Here is a 16,277-nt window from a genome sequence, read left to right on the forward strand (position 1 = left end):
CAAGTCGCCAATGGGTTCCGCATATCCATTCCGACGTGTTGTCCCGATTGTGCCGCGTGCGCGTGCAGAATGGGACGCAACAATTGATGCGCCCCTGTGTTGGGTCCGACATGCCCTATCTCCATTCCGGAGCGAATGGGATTTCGTCGTCCAGATCGCGCGAGAACCCGCCGCCGTAGCCGCCGGAGGATTGCCCCCTGTCGTCGTTTGAATACCGACCGGACGATCTTGAACCGCGATCATCATCGTAATTGCGTGAACTCCGGTCGCCGCCATCTGTGCGGTCCCCTGCAAGGTCAAGATGACCGTTGAAAGGCCCGACAACCACCTCGGCCATGGTGCGCGTTTCGCCGTCTTTCTCCCATTTTCGATATTCGAGGGAACCCGAAACGCAGACGCTCGATCCTTTGTTGACGTACTTCCGAACGATCTCGATCAAGCCTTTATTGCTGACCTTAATCTTGTGCCATTCGGTTTTTTCTTTCCGGTTTCCGTCCCGGTCCTTCCAAGTTTTTGACGTTGCGAGTGAAAATTCGGCAATCTCGTTGCCGTCGTTGAAGCGCTTCACTTCCGGGTCATTCCCCACGCGACCGCGCAAAATTACAACGTTAGTACCAGCCATGATTTTTCCTCGTGCGAAGCCCGCGTCTGCGAGCGGCTTCGTCTGAATTCGGTGAAACTTTTATTCGGTCCAAAGGACCAAGAGCGACGCCGCCGTCATGCCCGCAATCACAAGGGCGACCGTCCAATCCCGATGAATGAACTCTGCGCTCACGATCAAAGCGCACCGACAAACCCCGAATGTGCCAACCACTCGGAGAACAATCCCGTCCGTTTTCATGTGTCTTCGCGCCCCTGATTTGGTGCTGGCGGGTGTACGACGTCGCCGTCTGCATCCATCAAAGGCGATGTAGGCCAGCCATGAGCACGAATATTCAGGTGCCTTAGTCGCCGGTTGTAGGCGAGAAACGCATAGCGGAAGGGGGTCGCAACAATCGTTGCTATCGCCGTGCAGATGGGCCAAAGGCCCCACGCGAGAAACCACGTCAGAACGGGATGCTCGCCCATGAATTCGAGAAGGTCTTTCATTGAACGACCGTCACTTTCTCGGCGGCGCGAGTGATCGCCGTGTAGAGCCAGCGCTCGGGTTCCGGGAAAATTCCGCCCTCGTCAAAGACCATGACGTTATCCCACTGGCTGCCCTGCGACTTGTGGCAGGTGAGCGCATAGGCGTAATCAAAAGGCTGGAAACGGCGAGCTTCCTTCCAATGGAGGTCACGCTCCTGCCCGCGCGTCCAAGCGTGATGCGTGATGACCTCGACCGGCTGTTTCGTCATGCCGCTATCAAGCGGCGAGACGTACATCGTTGTTGTGTCGCGAGACTGCCGTAGCACCTTGTCAACGTTCCATATGCCGCCGTTCAAGAGGCCCATTTCCCGATTGTTTTTCAGGCAAACAACACGGTCGTTGACCATGAAATCGCCCTTCATACCCTTCAACTCTCGCAGGCGCTGATTGAAGTTGCGGCGAGTGCTGTTCTTGCCAACGAGGATTTGATCGGCAGCGAGAACGCTATCGGTTTCCAGTTCTTCCCGACGAATGACGCGGCTATCGCCAAACGCGCCGAAGTCGAGGAATTCCCGTTGGCGGACCTTCATCGACATAGCGATAATTGGATTGTCGGCCGCCTGCCGATGAACTTCCGTAAGCATGAAGTCTGGATCGCCTGCGGTGAAAAACCCCTCGCCCTTGACCGGCGGAAGCTGTGCAGGATCGCCGAGAACAAGAACGCGCGTTCCGAACGACAGAAGATCGCGGCCGAGTTCTTCGCCAACCATCGAAACTTCGTCGACGATTACGAGGTCGGAGAAGCGAACAGCACTGTCATAGTTTTTGACAAAACGGGGGATCGGGCTATTCGGGTTCTCGATCTTGTAAATCAGGCTGTGAAGCGTGCTCGCATCCTCGCAGCCCTTCGAACGCAGGACGAGAGCCGCCTTTCCGGTAAAGGCACCGAAGCAAACCCGGCCGATATCCTCGGCGAGCCGACGCGCGAGCGTCGTCTTGCCTGTTCCAGCATAGCCGGCGAGATAGAACACCTGTTTAGCGCCCGGGTCTTTGAGCCAGGTAGAAACCGCCTTGATGGCTTGGTCTTGTTGGGGTGACAACTTCATTCTGCCGCCTCCATAAAATCGGGGTCTGATAGGATTGATTTGTCAGGGGCTTCATCGGACATGAGTGCGTGAACACATGCTTTCAGCTTGCGGACGGAAACAGCATTCCCGATTTGCTTCACCTTCTGCGTTTTTGTTCCTGCGAACTCATAGTTTTCAAACCCCATCGCCAAGGCGAGTTCGTGCGGTTCAAGCATCCGAAAAAGGATATCGAATTCGAGTTCGCCCCTAAGCTCGCCGCTGTCGCAAGAAATGCTCTCGACGACGGCTAGCTCTCCGCGATTTGCTCCCGTAATCGTTGGTAAAGGCTGGCTTACGCCTTGAACGCGATTTAACCCGCCGTCATGAGTGACCGGCAAAACAACAGCAAATTCCCCGCCCTTAGCCGTGGTTACCGTTTGCAACGGTTCTTCGACAGATCGGCTACCGTTGCCGCCTTGGCTATGCGTCACCGGGACGACTATGCCGAAACGATCCTTCGTCGTAACCGTTGGCAACGGTTCGGTGGTATTGGTGCACGTTTCGCCAGAGCCAGAACCATAAAACGGCGCAATAAGAGTGTGAGCGCCGCCTCTCCCGCCAGTTGTAGAGGTGGGAAGGGGTTCATTGACGGAACGAGGCGAACCGCAGCTTGCCTGTGAGAGGACGAACGGCTCGACCAGCATCGGCCGGGCGCACCCCGGGCGCTCGCTTGTCCCTGCCCCGCCTGTCGTGACGGTAGGTAAGAGATCATGGGTCGTGCGCGGCGATCCGCTGTTATGCTGCGATAAGACAATAGCCTCGGCTGCATATAGGTGAGGCGCATGCGCTGTTTGAGTTGGCAGTGGGTCAGCCACGCCCGATGACTTGGATTTTCCTTTCATATTTACGATGACCGGCTCGGCAATACCAATGTGTTGCCCCGTTGCCGTGATCGTCGGGAGAGGAATATCGATGCCTTGCGCTGCCATGTGGTTGCGCAAAACGACGACGAAAGGCTGTGGCCATCGATGTTTGATCGCGCCCGCATAAATGCGCGCGAGTGTCTTAGGAGCGAGCGGCTTCTTGCGGTTGAAAATTGAGCGTCCCTTGATCGACCAGTCAATTATCTCCCGGGCTGGACGCCAAGGCCGAGCATTTTCGAAAAGCTCTGATTTCGCTTCCTGACGCTTCTTATGAGTGGGCATCGGCCAACGAACTCGATAGCCGTCCGAGCGCGCCATAAGAATAAATCGCTGACGTGTGGTCGCGTCTCCGAAATCGGCAGCGTTTAACTTTCGCCACTCTGGATCAAAGCCAAGCCGCTTGATTGTTTCAATCCAAGCATAAAAGTATTCGCCCTTACGTTCCTTGATCGGCTTTCCAGTTTCGGGGTCGACAGGCCCCCAACCGCAGAACTCCCAAACGTTTTCAATAATCAGCCGCTTAACCCGTAGTTCGGTCAACCAAGTGATTATGTGCCAAGGGTCGGAACGCTGCTGATCGCTTGTCGGCTTCCCGCCGCGCGCCACTGAATGGTAGGTGCACGTTGGCGAGGCCATAAGGAGGTCAAGATAGCCTTCTGGAACAATCTCCGCAGGACGCGCGACGGCTATGTCTTGAATGTAATGGCGCGCATGCTCATGGTTCCGACGATGTGTTTCAATCGCCGTTTCCCAATGATTTAGGCAAACGAGTTCCATTTCTATGCCAAGTTCGTTGAATGCTTGCGCCGCGCCAGTTGACGAACCGCCAGCTCCGCAAAAGAGGTCGGCAACGAGATATTTACTGCTCATACCTCGCCCCCTTCTGTTGCAGGCTGTTCGCCAGTCAGAACCGAAGACGTTGTCGAAAGCTTCTGTGCAACGAGCACTAATTGCGCGGCCGTAATCGCAAGACGACCTGCCTCAATCCGCGTGATCGAGTTTTTCTTGACGTCAATCACTTCGGCCAGATCGTCGGCCGACAGTCCGCGCAGAATACGGAACGCGCGAATACGGCTTCCGATCTTGCTGTTGAGTTCGCTCATATCCATTACATTTCCCCCCGATCTTTCAGGTGGACGCGGGCGGTATGAACGAGGTCCGGCTTGTCCGTAATTTTTCGGACAATCCATTGCAGATAATTGCTCGGGACCTCTTTGAATGGCTTCCCCCGGTGCTCGCCGAAAGGAATAGTCTTCAAGAGGCGCAGAGGCTTCTCGCCTTGCGTCCAATTGATCAGCGTGTCGACCTCGACGCCTTGGTCGATGATGAATTTCAGAAGATGCGCGGTTACGTGGCTGTCCGGGCCTGCGCGGTGAGACATTTCGGCAATCTTGCGATCAACCGGCAGGTTATGCAGATAGCGCAAGAACTGGTTTTGATGCTTTTCAGCATCGGGCCAAAGATGAAGCGCAGCCTTATAGGTGCAGATCATCGGCCGACCGCCGCCGGTAAAGAATTGCTGATCGAATTCTATGTTATGCGCGGCGAAGGCGTCGGCTCCGTCCGAAAGCGTTCGGCGGGCCACCTCGGGAGGTGGCGCTCCGACGAGGTCCGATTTTTCGATATGGTGAGTGGAAAGAGCGCCAATCGACATTTCAAGCTGCGGTGCAGCCTCGAAGGGATTGACGAGCATGGAGGTAGTGCCTCCAACTTCGGCCTTGCCGACATCGACAAATAGGTCCGTCCAACCCGCCTCGACAATTCCGGCCCCGGGAGGGAAGCCGGTGGTTTCAAAATCAAAAACGCGAATAAGCATGTCAGTCCCTTAAAGTGGTGGTTAGGGATATCGGGGCGCTTGCGACGACCATTGCAGTAGTCGCCGCACGCCGGTTCTAAGCTCGACTATTTCTTCGGTGGTCGCGGCTCGCGGAGCAAATCGCCGAGCTTGCGTTCCGCCGTTGATGGCGCGAGATATCCGGCCCCCGCCTCCTGCAAAAACTCCTCTCGGGCGTCGTCGCGCTTGCGCTCAACCCTTTCGAGAGCCTTTTGCACGGTCACGCCAAAACCGTTGTTCTTCATCATATCGTTGATGACGCGCTCGGCGTTGCCCGCTACGACGGGGTCCGGGTGCTCAACTTTGACCTTGAGCCTGTGGCGGCCGCCGTCGTCGGCAAACTGTCGAATGAGTTCCGCTAGGGCTTCGGCTTCGCGCCACTTATCCATAAGCTTTGCGTAGTGGGTGCGGTCGCTGGTCAATTGCGTGCCTCCGCTTCTTCCTCGGCTGCGGCGTCATAGCCTTCAAGCCAAGCGTTCCGCTCCTCCTCGCGGCCCTTCGCATTGAATTCGCGCGGGCATGTTTCGCGGGGCATACCGTTGTGGAATGCGTCATGCCCCTTGTCGCGTGCGATTTCGATATCGTCAGACGTCGGAGGAAGGATTTCGGCGTCCTCGTCGCCAGATGTTTCCTGCTTGGACTTGTCGGCCGTTTTCTCGGCTGCCGGTTTCGTTTCGACTTTTTTGCCTTCGTCGGACCCGGCCTTTTCCTTCTTCTTTTCCTGCCCGTTTCCGCCCTTGGCGAAGTCGCTCATTTTCTGGCTGGTCGACTTCTTTTCGCCGTCGGTTTTCGATTGTCCGCCGAACATTTCCTCGACCGTTGCTTCACCGCTTTTAAGAGCGGAACGCATGCCGGTGAGTGTAGGGATATGTTCGAGCGTGATATCGTCCTCGCCCGCGATACCGAGTGAAGCGAAAATCTGTTCGGGCTTTACGCCGAACGCTGCAAACGCTTTGAAGATATTTTCCCGGCGCTCGGCCAGCGTTTTGACGTCACCCTTTACGACTTTTTCCGCTTCGTCATAAGCTTTGCGCCAGACGGCTTTCGGCACGCCTCCAAGGATTGCGTTGCGTTTTGCAATCGAACATGCGGCGTTCCCGGTAACGATAATCATGTCATCGGTAAGCAGGCCGCCGTTTTTATTGCTGATGCGACGACGAACGCGGGCGGTGGTTGCGGTGTTCGTTTCGAGATCGTGGAATATGCCTTCCGCCTCGACGAACTTTTCAACTCGATCAACATGCACCACACGAGCACCAACACGACAATTGCCCCACTGCCCCGCGATAATCTCCGCGAGACGGATGCTTGGGCCTACGATTGGCTTCCCGCCTCGCGGCAAAGCATAACTACATTCTTCTGCCGAGTGCTCGTCGATGGTGACGAGGGAAAGAATGTTCTGCGTTACACGACTGACAAGGCGCGGATATAGCTTGGCAGTTGCTATCTGCTGATCGATTTCAGCTTTGGTTAGACCGATGGCGAGGCTCATTTGCTCCGATGACGTCGGCGCAGTGATAATTTCCCCGTCCGCTGTGATTACTTCCTGTCCTGACATTGGACGTTTCCTTCTGTGGTGGTTGAAAAGTGGCCCGGACTTCGCTGCGACAATTTGATCGGCGACTATTCGCCGGGCCTCCGGCTACCGCGCCGGATTTAGAAGCTGCCGAGGAAGCCCGACGCACTGGCCTTCCGGCGAGATTTCGGGAGCTTTTCGACTGCCTTTTCCTTGGCGTAATGAACCGCAGGCGTCGGCAACTCTCCGATGCGCAAGAGTTCGCCCAAGAGGATGCGCGCGCCTTCGGCATCGTTCATTGCTTGGTGCGCGCCGTTAAGTTCGTGGCCGAAATGGGCCAGTGCCTCGCCAAGATTAGGGAATTTGAAGCCGCCGCGATTTGCATTCGGAATTCTGCAAATCTTCATCATGGGGCGCATTACGCAGACGTTTTTCGTCTGCTCGAAAAGGTCCGGAACGCCAGCCCGGCGCATTTCGCCGCGCATAACCTTAAGGTCGTACTGTGCATTGTAGGCGACCAGTATCAAGCCCCGGAGGATTTCGTCGCGATACTGTTCGAGAACGACGCCGATATCCGCACCGTTCGCGTGCAAGAACTCGTCCGTCAAACCGTTGACGGCACCCGCAGAACCTTCCCCCTGCGGCATTGTCCAGCCGTTCGGGCGGACATAAATGTCCTGACGGTCAATCTCGTTGCCTTCGGCGTCGGCCCAAATCATTGCCAAGTGCGCAAGGCGTGGCTGTCCTTCGGCATCGGCTGGTCGTTTGAAGTCGAACAAGCCCGTCGTTTCAGTGTCGATAACAAGATACTTCATTGGATTTCTCTTTCCGGCTGTGCCGGTTGAATGGGTTAGCCGGCGATCAGCGGAATGTCGCTTTCACGTCTTCGAAGACGTCGACGCCTGGGATTTTTGTGTTGCCCTTATGAATGGCGACCTTCGACCGAATGGCCTTCTCGATATCCTCGACACGGAAGAAATCTTTCAGGCTGTTGAGGTCGACCGCTGCGAGGTCGACAATGCGGAAAGCCCATTTCGTGGTTGCCGAGGCGGTGACACCGTTGCCGGTGCGAACCTTCGTCAACTCGGCCGCGCTCGCTGCCGTGCGATGTTCCGCACTGGTCGCTTGATGGCCGAGACTTGCCGCCTCGTCCTTTTTGCGTTCGGCCGTGCTTTCTCGCTTAACCTCTTGGGCTTCCTTGAGCTTGCGCTCCTCCTCGGCTCGCAGGCGTGCGGCTTCCTCGGCAGCCCGACGGCGTTCGGCATCCGCCTTATCGCGCTGATACGACGACGCGAGCGCTTCAAACACGTCGACGATACGGTCGAGGCGATCAGTCAGCGGATGGAAAAACTGGTCGACTTCGCGGCCACCTTTGACAAAAGGTTCCTTCTCAACCTTGCGGGCCGTTTCGATGCGCTTCGACAGGGCCTTAGCGTCAAGAACGATTTCGCCGAGTGGCCCGAGGTCTTCGTCACTTTCGATCTTTCGCGGATGCGCATTGGCGCGTTCCGCGATTGGCTCAATCAGGTCGACCAATTCTTTGTATTGATCCGCGAGCGCTTCTTTTATAGGGGGATTGTTACCGCCGATAACGGCGCGTTCATTCGTTTCAGCTACCATAGCGAATGGTGCCTCCTGTTCGTGGTGGTTCAGGGGTGCATCAGGACCGGCGACGTTGGGTTGCAGCCTTTAGCCGCCGGTCCACTTCACGCGTCAGGCGGAGGGGTTCGCAGGACGCGGAATTCCTTGGGCGGAGCGAAATACCCGGCACGCTTTTGAGTTAGCCAAGTGACTTTCTTCCCACCCGCAAGATGCGCAATCGATGCGCCTTGCATCTTGTGCTTAATCTCGGCTTCGACTGCCGAAATCTTTCGCTCAACCTCTGTAGCGTCCGCTTTCAGGCGGTAACGTTCTGCAATCAGTTCATAAATCTGATTGTCCCTCGTGAGGTCGATTTCCTCGCCTTCCTCTCTCGCATACATTCGCTCGAGAAGGTCAGCGTCGAGGCTGTAATCCGGCACGACTTCCGTGCCGCTTTCGACTAGTTCCCAAAATGCCCCGCACCTTTCGCGGATGCGGTCTACTGCGCCGTCGAGGATGGGAATATCGATAATCGGCATATCCACACCATGGCCGACAACAATCGGAGCAACCGCAGCCCATTTGCTGCCGGTCAAATAAGCTTCGACGACCGCTTGCATTGCGATCCAGAACGGCGGTTCGGGTAAATCACCGCCAGCGAGCCATTTCCGACGAAAGACGCCCTGCTCGACAGACTTGATTTGAACAATGCCTTGTCCGCGCTTCTTATCGACCGCGATAACGTCGGGCGTAGCTCCGAGACGAACTTCGCTATCCCGCCAGTAGTCACCGGGATTGGTGTTATGCTTGATCTTCCAACTCGGCCGTAGACGCCGCAGTAGCTTGACCGCGACAGGCTCCAATAGCTGGCCGCGAAGCATGGCCGGGGTTTCCTCCGGGTCCGCTGTAACCCTGCCGGACTTGAACGCCCAAAGAGCATAAGGCGTTACGAATTCATGTTCACCAAACAATGCCCCGACGACTGACGCCGTGACGTCTCGCGACCTGCGAGCATGCCATTCGGCACTTGTCTTCACGTTGATCCGTTCGATCGTCATTGTGCTTGCCCTGCCCCGATTTCCTCTTGCGCCGCCTGCGCAACTTCCGCCGCCAATGCAGCGATAGCAGGTTCGCCAAAATTCGCCTTCCGTAGGGCGGAAAGCACGTCATCGAAATTCGAAGGTTCGACATTGCTTTCGATAATGGTATCAATCATTTGGCGCTTGATTATGCTTACGAGGGACGTCCTCACTGCGCCTGTTGCATTCACAATCGTTGTCATTTTGTTGCCTGCTTTCGTTAACCCTTCGAAAGGAAATCTTGGTTCCTTAAGGATCGGTTTTGACACGAGCGGCGCGGGGTGAGGATAACTTTCCTATTTCCCTATCGCGGTATGATTAAGCCGTTGAATTCCTTGAAATATGCCAAGGAAGATATTTCCAACGAACGCCAATCGGTCGCAGGTCAATCGAGGAACGTCGTAAACGAACCGTGTCTGTGACCTGTTGGTTTGAAAGGGCCAATTATTTCGGTGGGGATTGGCATGATGCTTCCTGATACTGTCGTAACCATTCGTTTACGAAGATAGAAATAATCTAACTTTTTGCGGTAGGCAATCCATAAAGTTGGAAAATTTCTAACTTTTTGTCAGGATGATTTTTAATTAATAGAAATCATTTGGTTAGATAATTTTTGAATTAATAAAAATGGGACAGGGGGTTTAATACCCCCTGTCCCTAATTAATTATATAAATAATTATACGCACGTACGCGCGCGAGATTTTAGAAAACCACGATTGCTTGCAGAACAAGGCCGAGCACGATCCCACCATCCGAGGCGTGTAAAGGATCGATTGCGCCGTCGTCTGGATACGCGTCGAAGCGCATGCCCATCGCGTCAAAAGCTACTTTTCGGATTGTAATTTCCGCCTTGTCCTCGACAGCCGTGCGGGACACGACGACGACGTCGCCCGCGATCAGTTCGCGCCCTGCGTCCCTTAGTGCATCGGCACTGGCCACCACGACGAACGCTTCGCTTGGAATGTTCAACCCGGCAGCATGCCCCCCGCGAACCTGAAAGATTTGTTGAGCTTCGATCGGATATCGAGGGTCCGGTTCAATCGCAACCGTCAGACCTTTGGGAATTCCTGCCCCCGGTGACCGCAACGCGCCAGCTTCGGCGATACCTGAAATCTTCGTTCCGTCAGGTGTGCCACCGCGTCGTGGCGTCCGCTGCTCAAGAGTTAGATATTCAGGATCGCAATCAAGCGCAAAAGCGGCCGCGTCAAGGTGCTTAAGGTTGAAGCGGTCTTTTTTGTATTTTCCATTTTCAAGACGGAACAGCTCATAGAAAAAATTCCTTGTCAGTCCGCCGCGTTTGGCAGCCTCAAATGCGTTGATGCCGAGGGCATCAAGACGGCCTTGGACGCGCTTCCGTAGAACATCGCTCATTACGCAGAACCCATATTTACGGTTGAACCCTTAGAAATTTTCTATTTTTATTCTGTCTAAGTTCGACAAATAAAACATTTTTCGCATAAATCAATCATTTTCTATCTACTGACAGTTTTGATGATGTCCCCTCTTGCAGTTAGATAATTTCTAACTTAACAAATGGTGCATGAATTACCTCGACCTCTTCCGAACAAACATTCGAGCTACGATGGATGCATACCGGAAAGCCACCGGGTGCACACAGACGAAGCTTGACGAGATTGTTTCCGGCTATCGCACGTTCTCCCACACGATTGACCGTGCCGATATGCGCGCCGGAACTTACGACAAGATCATGTCGCGGTTTTCCGCGATATGGCCGGATGGTGTGGCTTGGCCTGCGGGCGTTGAACGCCCGGAGCCTGCCGTCCTTGATGCTCAAACCCTCAAACTCGTATCCGAGAACCGTAAACCTGTCAGCGGCATTCATCCCGAATGGCCCGTTGGGGAAGCGTGGCCCTCGGATATTCCGCAGCCTGTCGCCGTTTAACGCCGACTGAAACCAAGGAGCATGCAGCATGGCAAAACGCGCAAAGAAAGCCGACGTTACGTCGAGCAAGTCGTCGATTTCCTCCGAAGAACTGCGCCGCGTAGTAAACCAGTTCATGAGCGAAACCGCAGAAGCTTCCGAGCATAACGGGGCTGCCGGTTCTATCGTCAAGAACGCTCTCGATCGTCACGGTATGGACCGAAAGGCTTTCCGTTTCATTCTCGGCCTCGCCAAGATGGAAACCACAAAGCGGCAAGCGACCCTTCGCGGCGTAATCGAGCTTGCCGACAAGATGGGCTACTTCGACGACGTCGATATGTTCGATGACATCATTTCGACCATGGCCAATATCGTCGACGGCAAACGCCCTGCCGAGGATGAAACTCCGAAAAAGGCCAAGGCTCCGCTTACGCTCGCCACCGTGAATTAGATTGATAGTGCGCGCCCTCTGCAACCGGGCTGCGCACATCAAGGCCGGTGCCTCCGCTCCTACACTCCCCGCGTTGTAGGCACCGGCCGCCGATTACGGGCCGGGCATCCATTGCCCGGCCTTTGCTTTACCAAAACCACCACAAGGAAACTGCCATGCCGATACAGCGTCTTTCAGTGACGACGGTCGTCCCTTCGCGCCGTGATCCCTACAAGTACATTTCATTCACGTTGGAAACCGAGGCCGAGAGCTTCGACGACGTTTTCGAGAAGCTCGCCGAAGACGGTTGCTTAAAAGGCCACCGCATCCAGACGAACGAGATTGCAGACGGCACGCGAGTGGCCGTCGAACGCACCCCGCACATTGTCGGTTTGAACGGCATTGCCGTCATCTGCCCGGTTCATTTCGACTATGTCTATTCGCAGGAGATTTCCGAAGATGCGTAATCTCCCCCAACGAATGATTTTGTTTCTCGATGTCGCAACCCGCACCGGTTGGTGTGCAGGCCGCCCCGGTGAAGAACCGGAGTACGGTTCAAAGCGCCTTGCCCCCGAGGAAGCTCCGCCGGTCGCAATAGTCGCTCACTCCCAACTCTTCATCCGCGAACTAATCGAAACCTACCGCCCGAACGTCATCATTGCTGAAACGCCGGTTTTCTCCGGTGCAATGAAAGGCAAGACGAACCACAAGACGACGCGTCTTTTGCAGTGCTTACCGTGGACGATGGCAGCGACGGCCTATCATGAGAAGGTTTTCGACTATCGCGAAATGGCACAATCCGCGATCCGCTATTTCATCCTTGGCCGGAAGCCGACCACCGGAAAAGCAAAGGAAGAAATTATGCGAGCTATGGAAGCGCTCGGCTTCGATCCGCAGGACGACAACGCTTCGGACGCAATCGCGGGCTGGCTATTCGCGTGCAATGCAATCGCGCCGCAAGTGAACCCGGCTCACACGACGCCGCTTTTCGAGCACAAGCAAGCCGATTTGAGGTTCTGACTATGAGCCGAAAGCGCGCCGGTCTTTGGACCATGTTGCAGACGGCATCAAGCGAGGCGGATCGGATATACGGGGTACAAAAGGCGCTTGTCAGAAACGGAATGCGTGACAAGCCGTGTCCCGACCAGATCGCGAAAGCTGACGTTTTTTCCGACATTGCCGATCTCATATCGACGATTATCCCGGTCAAAGAAGACGTTGCGAAAGTCCTCGCTCCCGTCGCGAAAGCTAGAGCAAAACCCGGTCAAACCGGGTTCGCCGACCAGCAATCAGACAATCAAATCGACAATTCAGAACAATAGGGGCGGCTTTCGATGGCTGACAATGGCGATAAGTTTGCAGGCTTTGCCGGTGAGGTTGCCCGCGAACTCCTCGGCGAGCCAAACAAGCACCTTTCAACAACGAGCGAGCTTCGCTTCGGGAACAAGGGATCAGTTTCGATTGATCTTGAAAAGGGCACTTGGTTCGATCACGGCGAAAACACCGGAGGCGGCGTTCTCGCACTCATAGAAAGAGAAACCGGCCGCAAGGGCCGGGAGGCTGTCGACTGGCTGCGCGAGAAAGGCTTCCACGTCGACGACAGAGCGTCGTCCAGCAACCGTGACTATGCGCCGGACAATGGCAATTCTCGCCGCAATGACGAGAACATGAAGCCGGTCAAGACGTGGGATTATGTCGACGAGAAAGGCGTTCTGCTTTTCCAAGTTGTACGGCTTGAGAACGGCGAAGTAGGGAAAGACGGCAAGCCGGAGAAAACATACCGGCAGCGCCGCCCGGACCCTTCGAAGGGCGGAGGCTGGAACTGGTCGACGAAAGACGTTCGGCAGGTCCCCTATCGCTTGCCCGAGCTATTGAAGGCGCTTGAAAAGAAGCATGTTGTTTTTGTCGTCGAAGGCGAGAAGGCGGCCGACAAGCTGCTCGACCTTGGGGTTCCTGCAACGACAAATGCGCGCGGTGCCGGGAAATGGATCGCGGAACTTAGCGACTATCTTAAGGGTGCCCGCGTTGTCGTGCTCGCGGATGACGATCCGCAAGCACGGCACCAAAAGACAAACGAACCACTTTTTCATGATGACGGCCGCCCGAAGTTCGTCGGTATCGACCATGCAACTAGCGTGGCAGCATCCCTGCTTGGGAAGGCTTCGGAAGTCCGCGTCGTCCAATTGACGGACAACAAGAAAAAAGAAGACGTCGTCGACTGGCTTGATGACGGTCACACTGTCGAGGAGCTTTACCAGATCGCGGCCAAGGCTCCCAAATTCACGCCCCCGGCCTTCAAATCGAAGTTCAACGCGGTTCCGTGGGATGCTTTCGACGCTCCGGCCCAAGAGCACGAGTATCTAATCAAGGGCATTCTCACTCGCGGGGAAGTGTCGATCGTGTCTGGCGCGTCAAAGAGCGGGAAAACATTCTTGATACTTGACGCGGCTATGGCAGTCGCTCGCGGTATTAACTGGATGGGCCGCAAGTCTCGTCGTGGCGGCGTGATCTATCAGGCGGGTGAAGGTCAAAAGGGCCTCCGAAAGCGCATCAAGGCATATCGCCAATGGCACGGCCTTGTTGCTTCGGACAATCTGCCGTTCGTATTTATGCCCGCCCGGCTCAACCTGTACCAGAACGACGACCAGACAAACGAGTTCATTGAAGAAGCCAAGTATTGGGCGTCAACCTTCGATGCACCGCTTGAGCTGGTCGTCATCGACACTTGGGCGACGGCGACGGTCGGCGCGAATGAGAATGACGGCAAAGACGTCGGTTCGGTGTTGGAACGCGGACGCCGCATTTCAGAAGCCTTGAACTGCCACGTCCTGTTTGTGCACCACATGAATGCGGACGGCACGAAGGTACGCGGTCACTCCTCGCTTATTGCCAACCTCGAAAACGCTCTCATTGTCCGTTTGGCCGATGGGTTGCACGACGAAGATGGGCGGCAAATCCGCGAAGTGTTCTTGCAGAAGAACAAGGAAGGTGAAGACGGGATCACGTTCCGATTTGCCCTATCTCAGCTCAAGATCGGAAAAGACGAGGACGGCGACCCGATTACGTCTTGCGTCGTCGTCACGCCGAAGGGCGAAGGATCAGACGAGGCACCGGAGAAGCGGCCGAACATTTCCGACAAGGAAAATGTTCTCCTGTCCGCGATCCAGAACGCGCTAACCGAACACGGCACCGATGCGCCGCCGTCAATGGGCCTGCCGGTCGACGTCCGCATTGTCCATTGGCAAAAGGTAATCGAAGCTTTCGACAAGCTCGATTTCGAATATGCCGCCGAGAAGAACGACGACGAGAAGACACGTCAGCGGAAGCTTGACGCTCGCCGGAAGGAACTCGGCCGCCGTGGAGAGCGGCTGTTCCACAAGGGGCTTATCGCCCGCGATAGCCCACACGTCTGGCTAACTCCGAAGGCAAAGCGGCGCTTCCATAAGCAGGAAGACACACGCCAGCCGATCACACCCACAGAACCAAGCAACGTCAACATGGCGGCCGTCGAAGAAGCGGGCGTACTATGGGGGAACGATTGACACACTATGATGATGTTTGGACCCCGAAACTTGTCGGGGAAGTCCTCGTCGATGCTGCGAAATGGTCGATTGCCAGCGCCGGGCGTACCGGCCCGGCTGACGACCGTAACGGCATTCTCGAAAAGCTCGACCCGGAGAATGTCATCCCTTCCCGCAAGCGGATGCTTTCACCTGCCCGCGTTTCGCTTCTCGAAAAGGCGATCCATTGGCCAACGATTTACCTCAAAGGCAACGACGGCGCTGCCCGCGTGCTGCAACTCTGGTTGCGGTGCAAGTGCACCCGCTACCGCTTTGGGAACGCTGTCGATGACAAGGGCTGGTCACGTGCCACCGCCTACAGGCTCCGCGACAAGGCTCTCTCCACCATTTCCCAAGGATTGGACCGCGATCGAATTGAGGTTCCGCGCCGATGACACAGCCAAATCTAATTTTCATTCGTCGCGCACGAAAAGCGGCCTGCCCTGTGCGCGTGTTTCAGAAGCGGCCATATGCCAAGGCGGCCGCGATAGGGATGCATCGTGCGGGCGTTAGTCAGCGGGAGATTTGCCGGAGGCTGGAAATCAGTCAATCACTCCTGAACTCCTTCATTGCCCCCTTCTCGCTCTTTCGGATTTGAGCCATATTAAGAAAGCCCCGCTAAGTCGGGGCTTTCATTTTATTTGCTATTAGCTAATTTTTATATTGCACTTCGATTAGCATATTGCTAACTTCAACTCATGAAACAGATCACTTACTCCCGCGAAGCAACTAAGACCTTGATCAAGATGCCAGCCAACACGGCGAAGCTGATCCGGTCGAAGATTGAACAGTATGCAGCCGATCCGGCAAGCCTTGCGAATAACGTCAAGGCGCTCAAGGGCGGCGAAGGATTGCTTCGCCTGCGGGTTGGCGACTGGCGCGTCATCTTCACAGAAGACGGGCGCATTCTCGAAGTAATTAAGATCGCGCCGCGTGGCGGCGCATACGAATAAGGAGAACGGAAATGAACGTTCAAATCATCAAGACGCCGCAGGGGGAGGAAATGGCAGTTCTCCCCAAGGCCGATTACGATAAGCTGCTTGAGGCTTTCGAGGATCGCGAAGACATTGCAGCCGCCCGCACTTTCCGCGAAAAGCTCGCTGCCGGAGAAGAAGAACTGATCCCGGCCGAGTTCGTCAACCGCATGATTGACGGCGAGAACAAAATAAAGGTCTGGCGCGACTATCGCGGCTTGAGCGCTAAGGCGCTCGCCGAGGCTGCCGGTATCAGTGCCGCCTACTTGTCGCAGATTGAAAAGGGTGCCCGGGAAGGCTCTCTCGACGCGATGAAGAAAATCGCGGAAGCGCTTAAGGTTACGATCGACGAACTCGTTTGA

General features: G+C 55.6%; 22 protein-coding genes. 9 read left to right on the forward strand and 13 right to left on the reverse strand.

Annotation, left to right across the window (positions count from 1 at the left end; genetic code table 11):
* Positions 1–115 precede the first annotated feature (115 nt).
* From ssb to FGI60_RS11715, 13 genes are all read right to left on the reverse strand, one after another.
* Complete coding sequence (gene ssb / locus FGI60_RS11655; protein ID WP_006473403.1) at positions 116–622, reverse strand: single-stranded DNA-binding protein; 507 nt, start codon at positions 620–622, stop codon at positions 116–118.
* A 215-nt stretch (positions 623–837) separates the two neighbouring features.
* Positions 838–1,089, reverse strand: coding sequence for a hypothetical protein (locus FGI60_RS11660; RefSeq protein WP_006473402.1), 252 nt, complete (start codon positions 1,087–1,089; stop codon positions 838–840).
* On the reverse strand, positions 1,086–2,174 hold the full coding sequence (locus FGI60_RS11665; protein ID WP_138785312.1) for an ATP-dependent DNA helicase: 1,089 nt from the start codon (positions 2,172–2,174) through the stop codon (positions 1,086–1,088). Before FGI60_RS11665 ends, FGI60_RS11660 begins: the two co-directional genes overlap by 4 nt.
* Positions 2,171–3,928, reverse strand: a complete 1,758-nt coding sequence (locus tag FGI60_RS11670; RefSeq protein ID WP_138785313.1) for a DNA cytosine methyltransferase — start codon at positions 3,926–3,928, stop codon at positions 2,171–2,173. The genes FGI60_RS11665 and FGI60_RS11670 overlap by 4 nt, the downstream gene beginning before the upstream one ends.
* A complete protein-coding gene (locus FGI60_RS11675) occupies positions 3,925–4,167 on the reverse strand; it encodes a helix-turn-helix domain-containing protein (RefSeq protein WP_006473378.1) in 243 nt (80 codons plus the stop codon). Before FGI60_RS11675 ends, FGI60_RS11670 begins: the two co-directional genes overlap by 4 nt.
* Positions 4,167–4,874 (reverse strand): 3'-5' exonuclease, encoded by a 708-nt coding sequence (locus tag FGI60_RS11680; protein ID WP_138785314.1) that lies wholly within the window; start codon positions 4,872–4,874, stop codon positions 4,167–4,169. Before FGI60_RS11680 ends, FGI60_RS11675 begins: the two co-directional genes overlap by 1 nt.
* Before the next feature lie 86 nt (positions 4,875–4,960).
* On the reverse strand, positions 4,961–5,314 hold the full coding sequence (locus FGI60_RS11685; protein ID WP_138785315.1) for a hypothetical protein: 354 nt from the start codon (positions 5,312–5,314) through the stop codon (positions 4,961–4,963).
* Entirely contained in the window at positions 5,311–6,450 is a 1,140-nt protein-coding gene (locus tag FGI60_RS11690) for a hypothetical protein (RefSeq protein ID WP_006473384.1), read from the reverse strand. The genes FGI60_RS11685 and FGI60_RS11690 overlap by 4 nt, the downstream gene beginning before the upstream one ends.
* A gap of 98 nt (positions 6,451–6,548) precedes the next feature.
* Entirely contained in the window at positions 6,549–7,223 is a 675-nt protein-coding gene (locus tag FGI60_RS11695) for a 3'-5' exonuclease (protein ID WP_138785316.1), read from the reverse strand.
* 46 nt (positions 7,224–7,269) lie between these two features.
* Positions 7,270–8,028 (reverse strand): hypothetical protein, encoded by a 759-nt coding sequence (locus tag FGI60_RS11700; RefSeq protein WP_138785317.1) that lies wholly within the window; start codon positions 8,026–8,028, stop codon positions 7,270–7,272.
* Positions 8,029–8,114: 86 nt separating this feature from the next.
* Positions 8,115–9,047, reverse strand: a complete 933-nt coding sequence (locus FGI60_RS11705) for a YqaJ viral recombinase family nuclease (protein WP_138785318.1) — start codon at positions 9,045–9,047, stop codon at positions 8,115–8,117.
* Positions 9,044–9,271 (reverse strand): hypothetical protein, encoded by a 228-nt coding sequence (locus FGI60_RS11710; protein ID WP_138785319.1) that lies wholly within the window; start codon positions 9,269–9,271, stop codon positions 9,044–9,046. The genes FGI60_RS11705 and FGI60_RS11710 overlap by 4 nt, the downstream gene beginning before the upstream one ends.
* 500 nt (positions 9,272–9,771) lie before the next feature.
* Positions 9,772–10,440, reverse strand: coding sequence for a helix-turn-helix domain-containing protein (locus FGI60_RS11715; protein ID WP_006471866.1), 669 nt, complete (start codon positions 10,438–10,440; stop codon positions 9,772–9,774).
* 211 nt (positions 10,441–10,651) lie between these two features.
* Between FGI60_RS11715 and FGI60_RS11720 the strand changes: the two genes are divergently transcribed.
* From FGI60_RS11720 to FGI60_RS11760, 9 genes are all read left to right on the forward strand, one after another.
* A complete protein-coding gene (locus tag FGI60_RS11720) occupies positions 10,652–10,972 on the forward strand; it encodes a hypothetical protein (RefSeq protein ID WP_006471867.1) in 321 nt (106 codons plus the stop codon).
* A gap of 28 nt (positions 10,973–11,000) precedes the next feature.
* Positions 11,001–11,402: a hypothetical protein gene (locus FGI60_RS11725; RefSeq protein WP_138785320.1), complete on the forward strand. Its 402-nt coding sequence runs from the start codon at positions 11,001–11,003 to the stop codon at positions 11,400–11,402.
* Positions 11,403–11,557: 155 nt separating this feature from the next.
* Positions 11,558–11,848 (forward strand): hypothetical protein, encoded by a 291-nt coding sequence (locus FGI60_RS11730; RefSeq protein WP_006471869.1) that lies wholly within the window; start codon positions 11,558–11,560, stop codon positions 11,846–11,848.
* Complete coding sequence (locus FGI60_RS11735; RefSeq protein ID WP_138785321.1) at positions 11,841–12,401, forward strand: RuvC family protein; 561 nt, start codon at positions 11,841–11,843, stop codon at positions 12,399–12,401. The genes FGI60_RS11730 and FGI60_RS11735 overlap by 8 nt, the downstream gene beginning before the upstream one ends.
* 2 nt (positions 12,402–12,403) lie before the next feature.
* Positions 12,404–12,703: a hypothetical protein gene (locus FGI60_RS11740; protein ID WP_006471871.1), complete on the forward strand. Its 300-nt coding sequence runs from the start codon at positions 12,404–12,406 to the stop codon at positions 12,701–12,703.
* 12 nt (positions 12,704–12,715) lie between these two features.
* A complete protein-coding gene (locus tag FGI60_RS11745) occupies positions 12,716–14,923 on the forward strand; it encodes an AAA family ATPase (protein ID WP_138785322.1) in 2,208 nt (735 codons plus the stop codon).
* Positions 14,920–15,336, forward strand: coding sequence for a hypothetical protein (locus FGI60_RS11750; protein WP_235889793.1), 417 nt, complete (start codon positions 14,920–14,922; stop codon positions 15,334–15,336). The genes FGI60_RS11745 and FGI60_RS11750 overlap by 4 nt, the downstream gene beginning before the upstream one ends.
* A 303-nt stretch (positions 15,337–15,639) precedes the next feature.
* A complete protein-coding gene (locus tag FGI60_RS11755; protein ID WP_036565277.1) occupies positions 15,640–15,894 on the forward strand; it encodes a type II toxin-antitoxin system RelE family toxin in 255 nt (84 codons plus the stop codon).
* An 11-nt stretch (positions 15,895–15,905) separates the two neighbouring features.
* On the forward strand, positions 15,906–16,277 hold the full coding sequence (locus FGI60_RS11760) for a helix-turn-helix domain-containing protein (RefSeq protein WP_138785324.1): 372 nt from the start codon (positions 15,906–15,908) through the stop codon (positions 16,275–16,277).

Source organism: Brucella haematophila (assembly GCF_005938105.1).
Lineage (GTDB): Bacteria > Pseudomonadota > Alphaproteobacteria > Rhizobiales > Rhizobiaceae > Brucella > Brucella haematophila.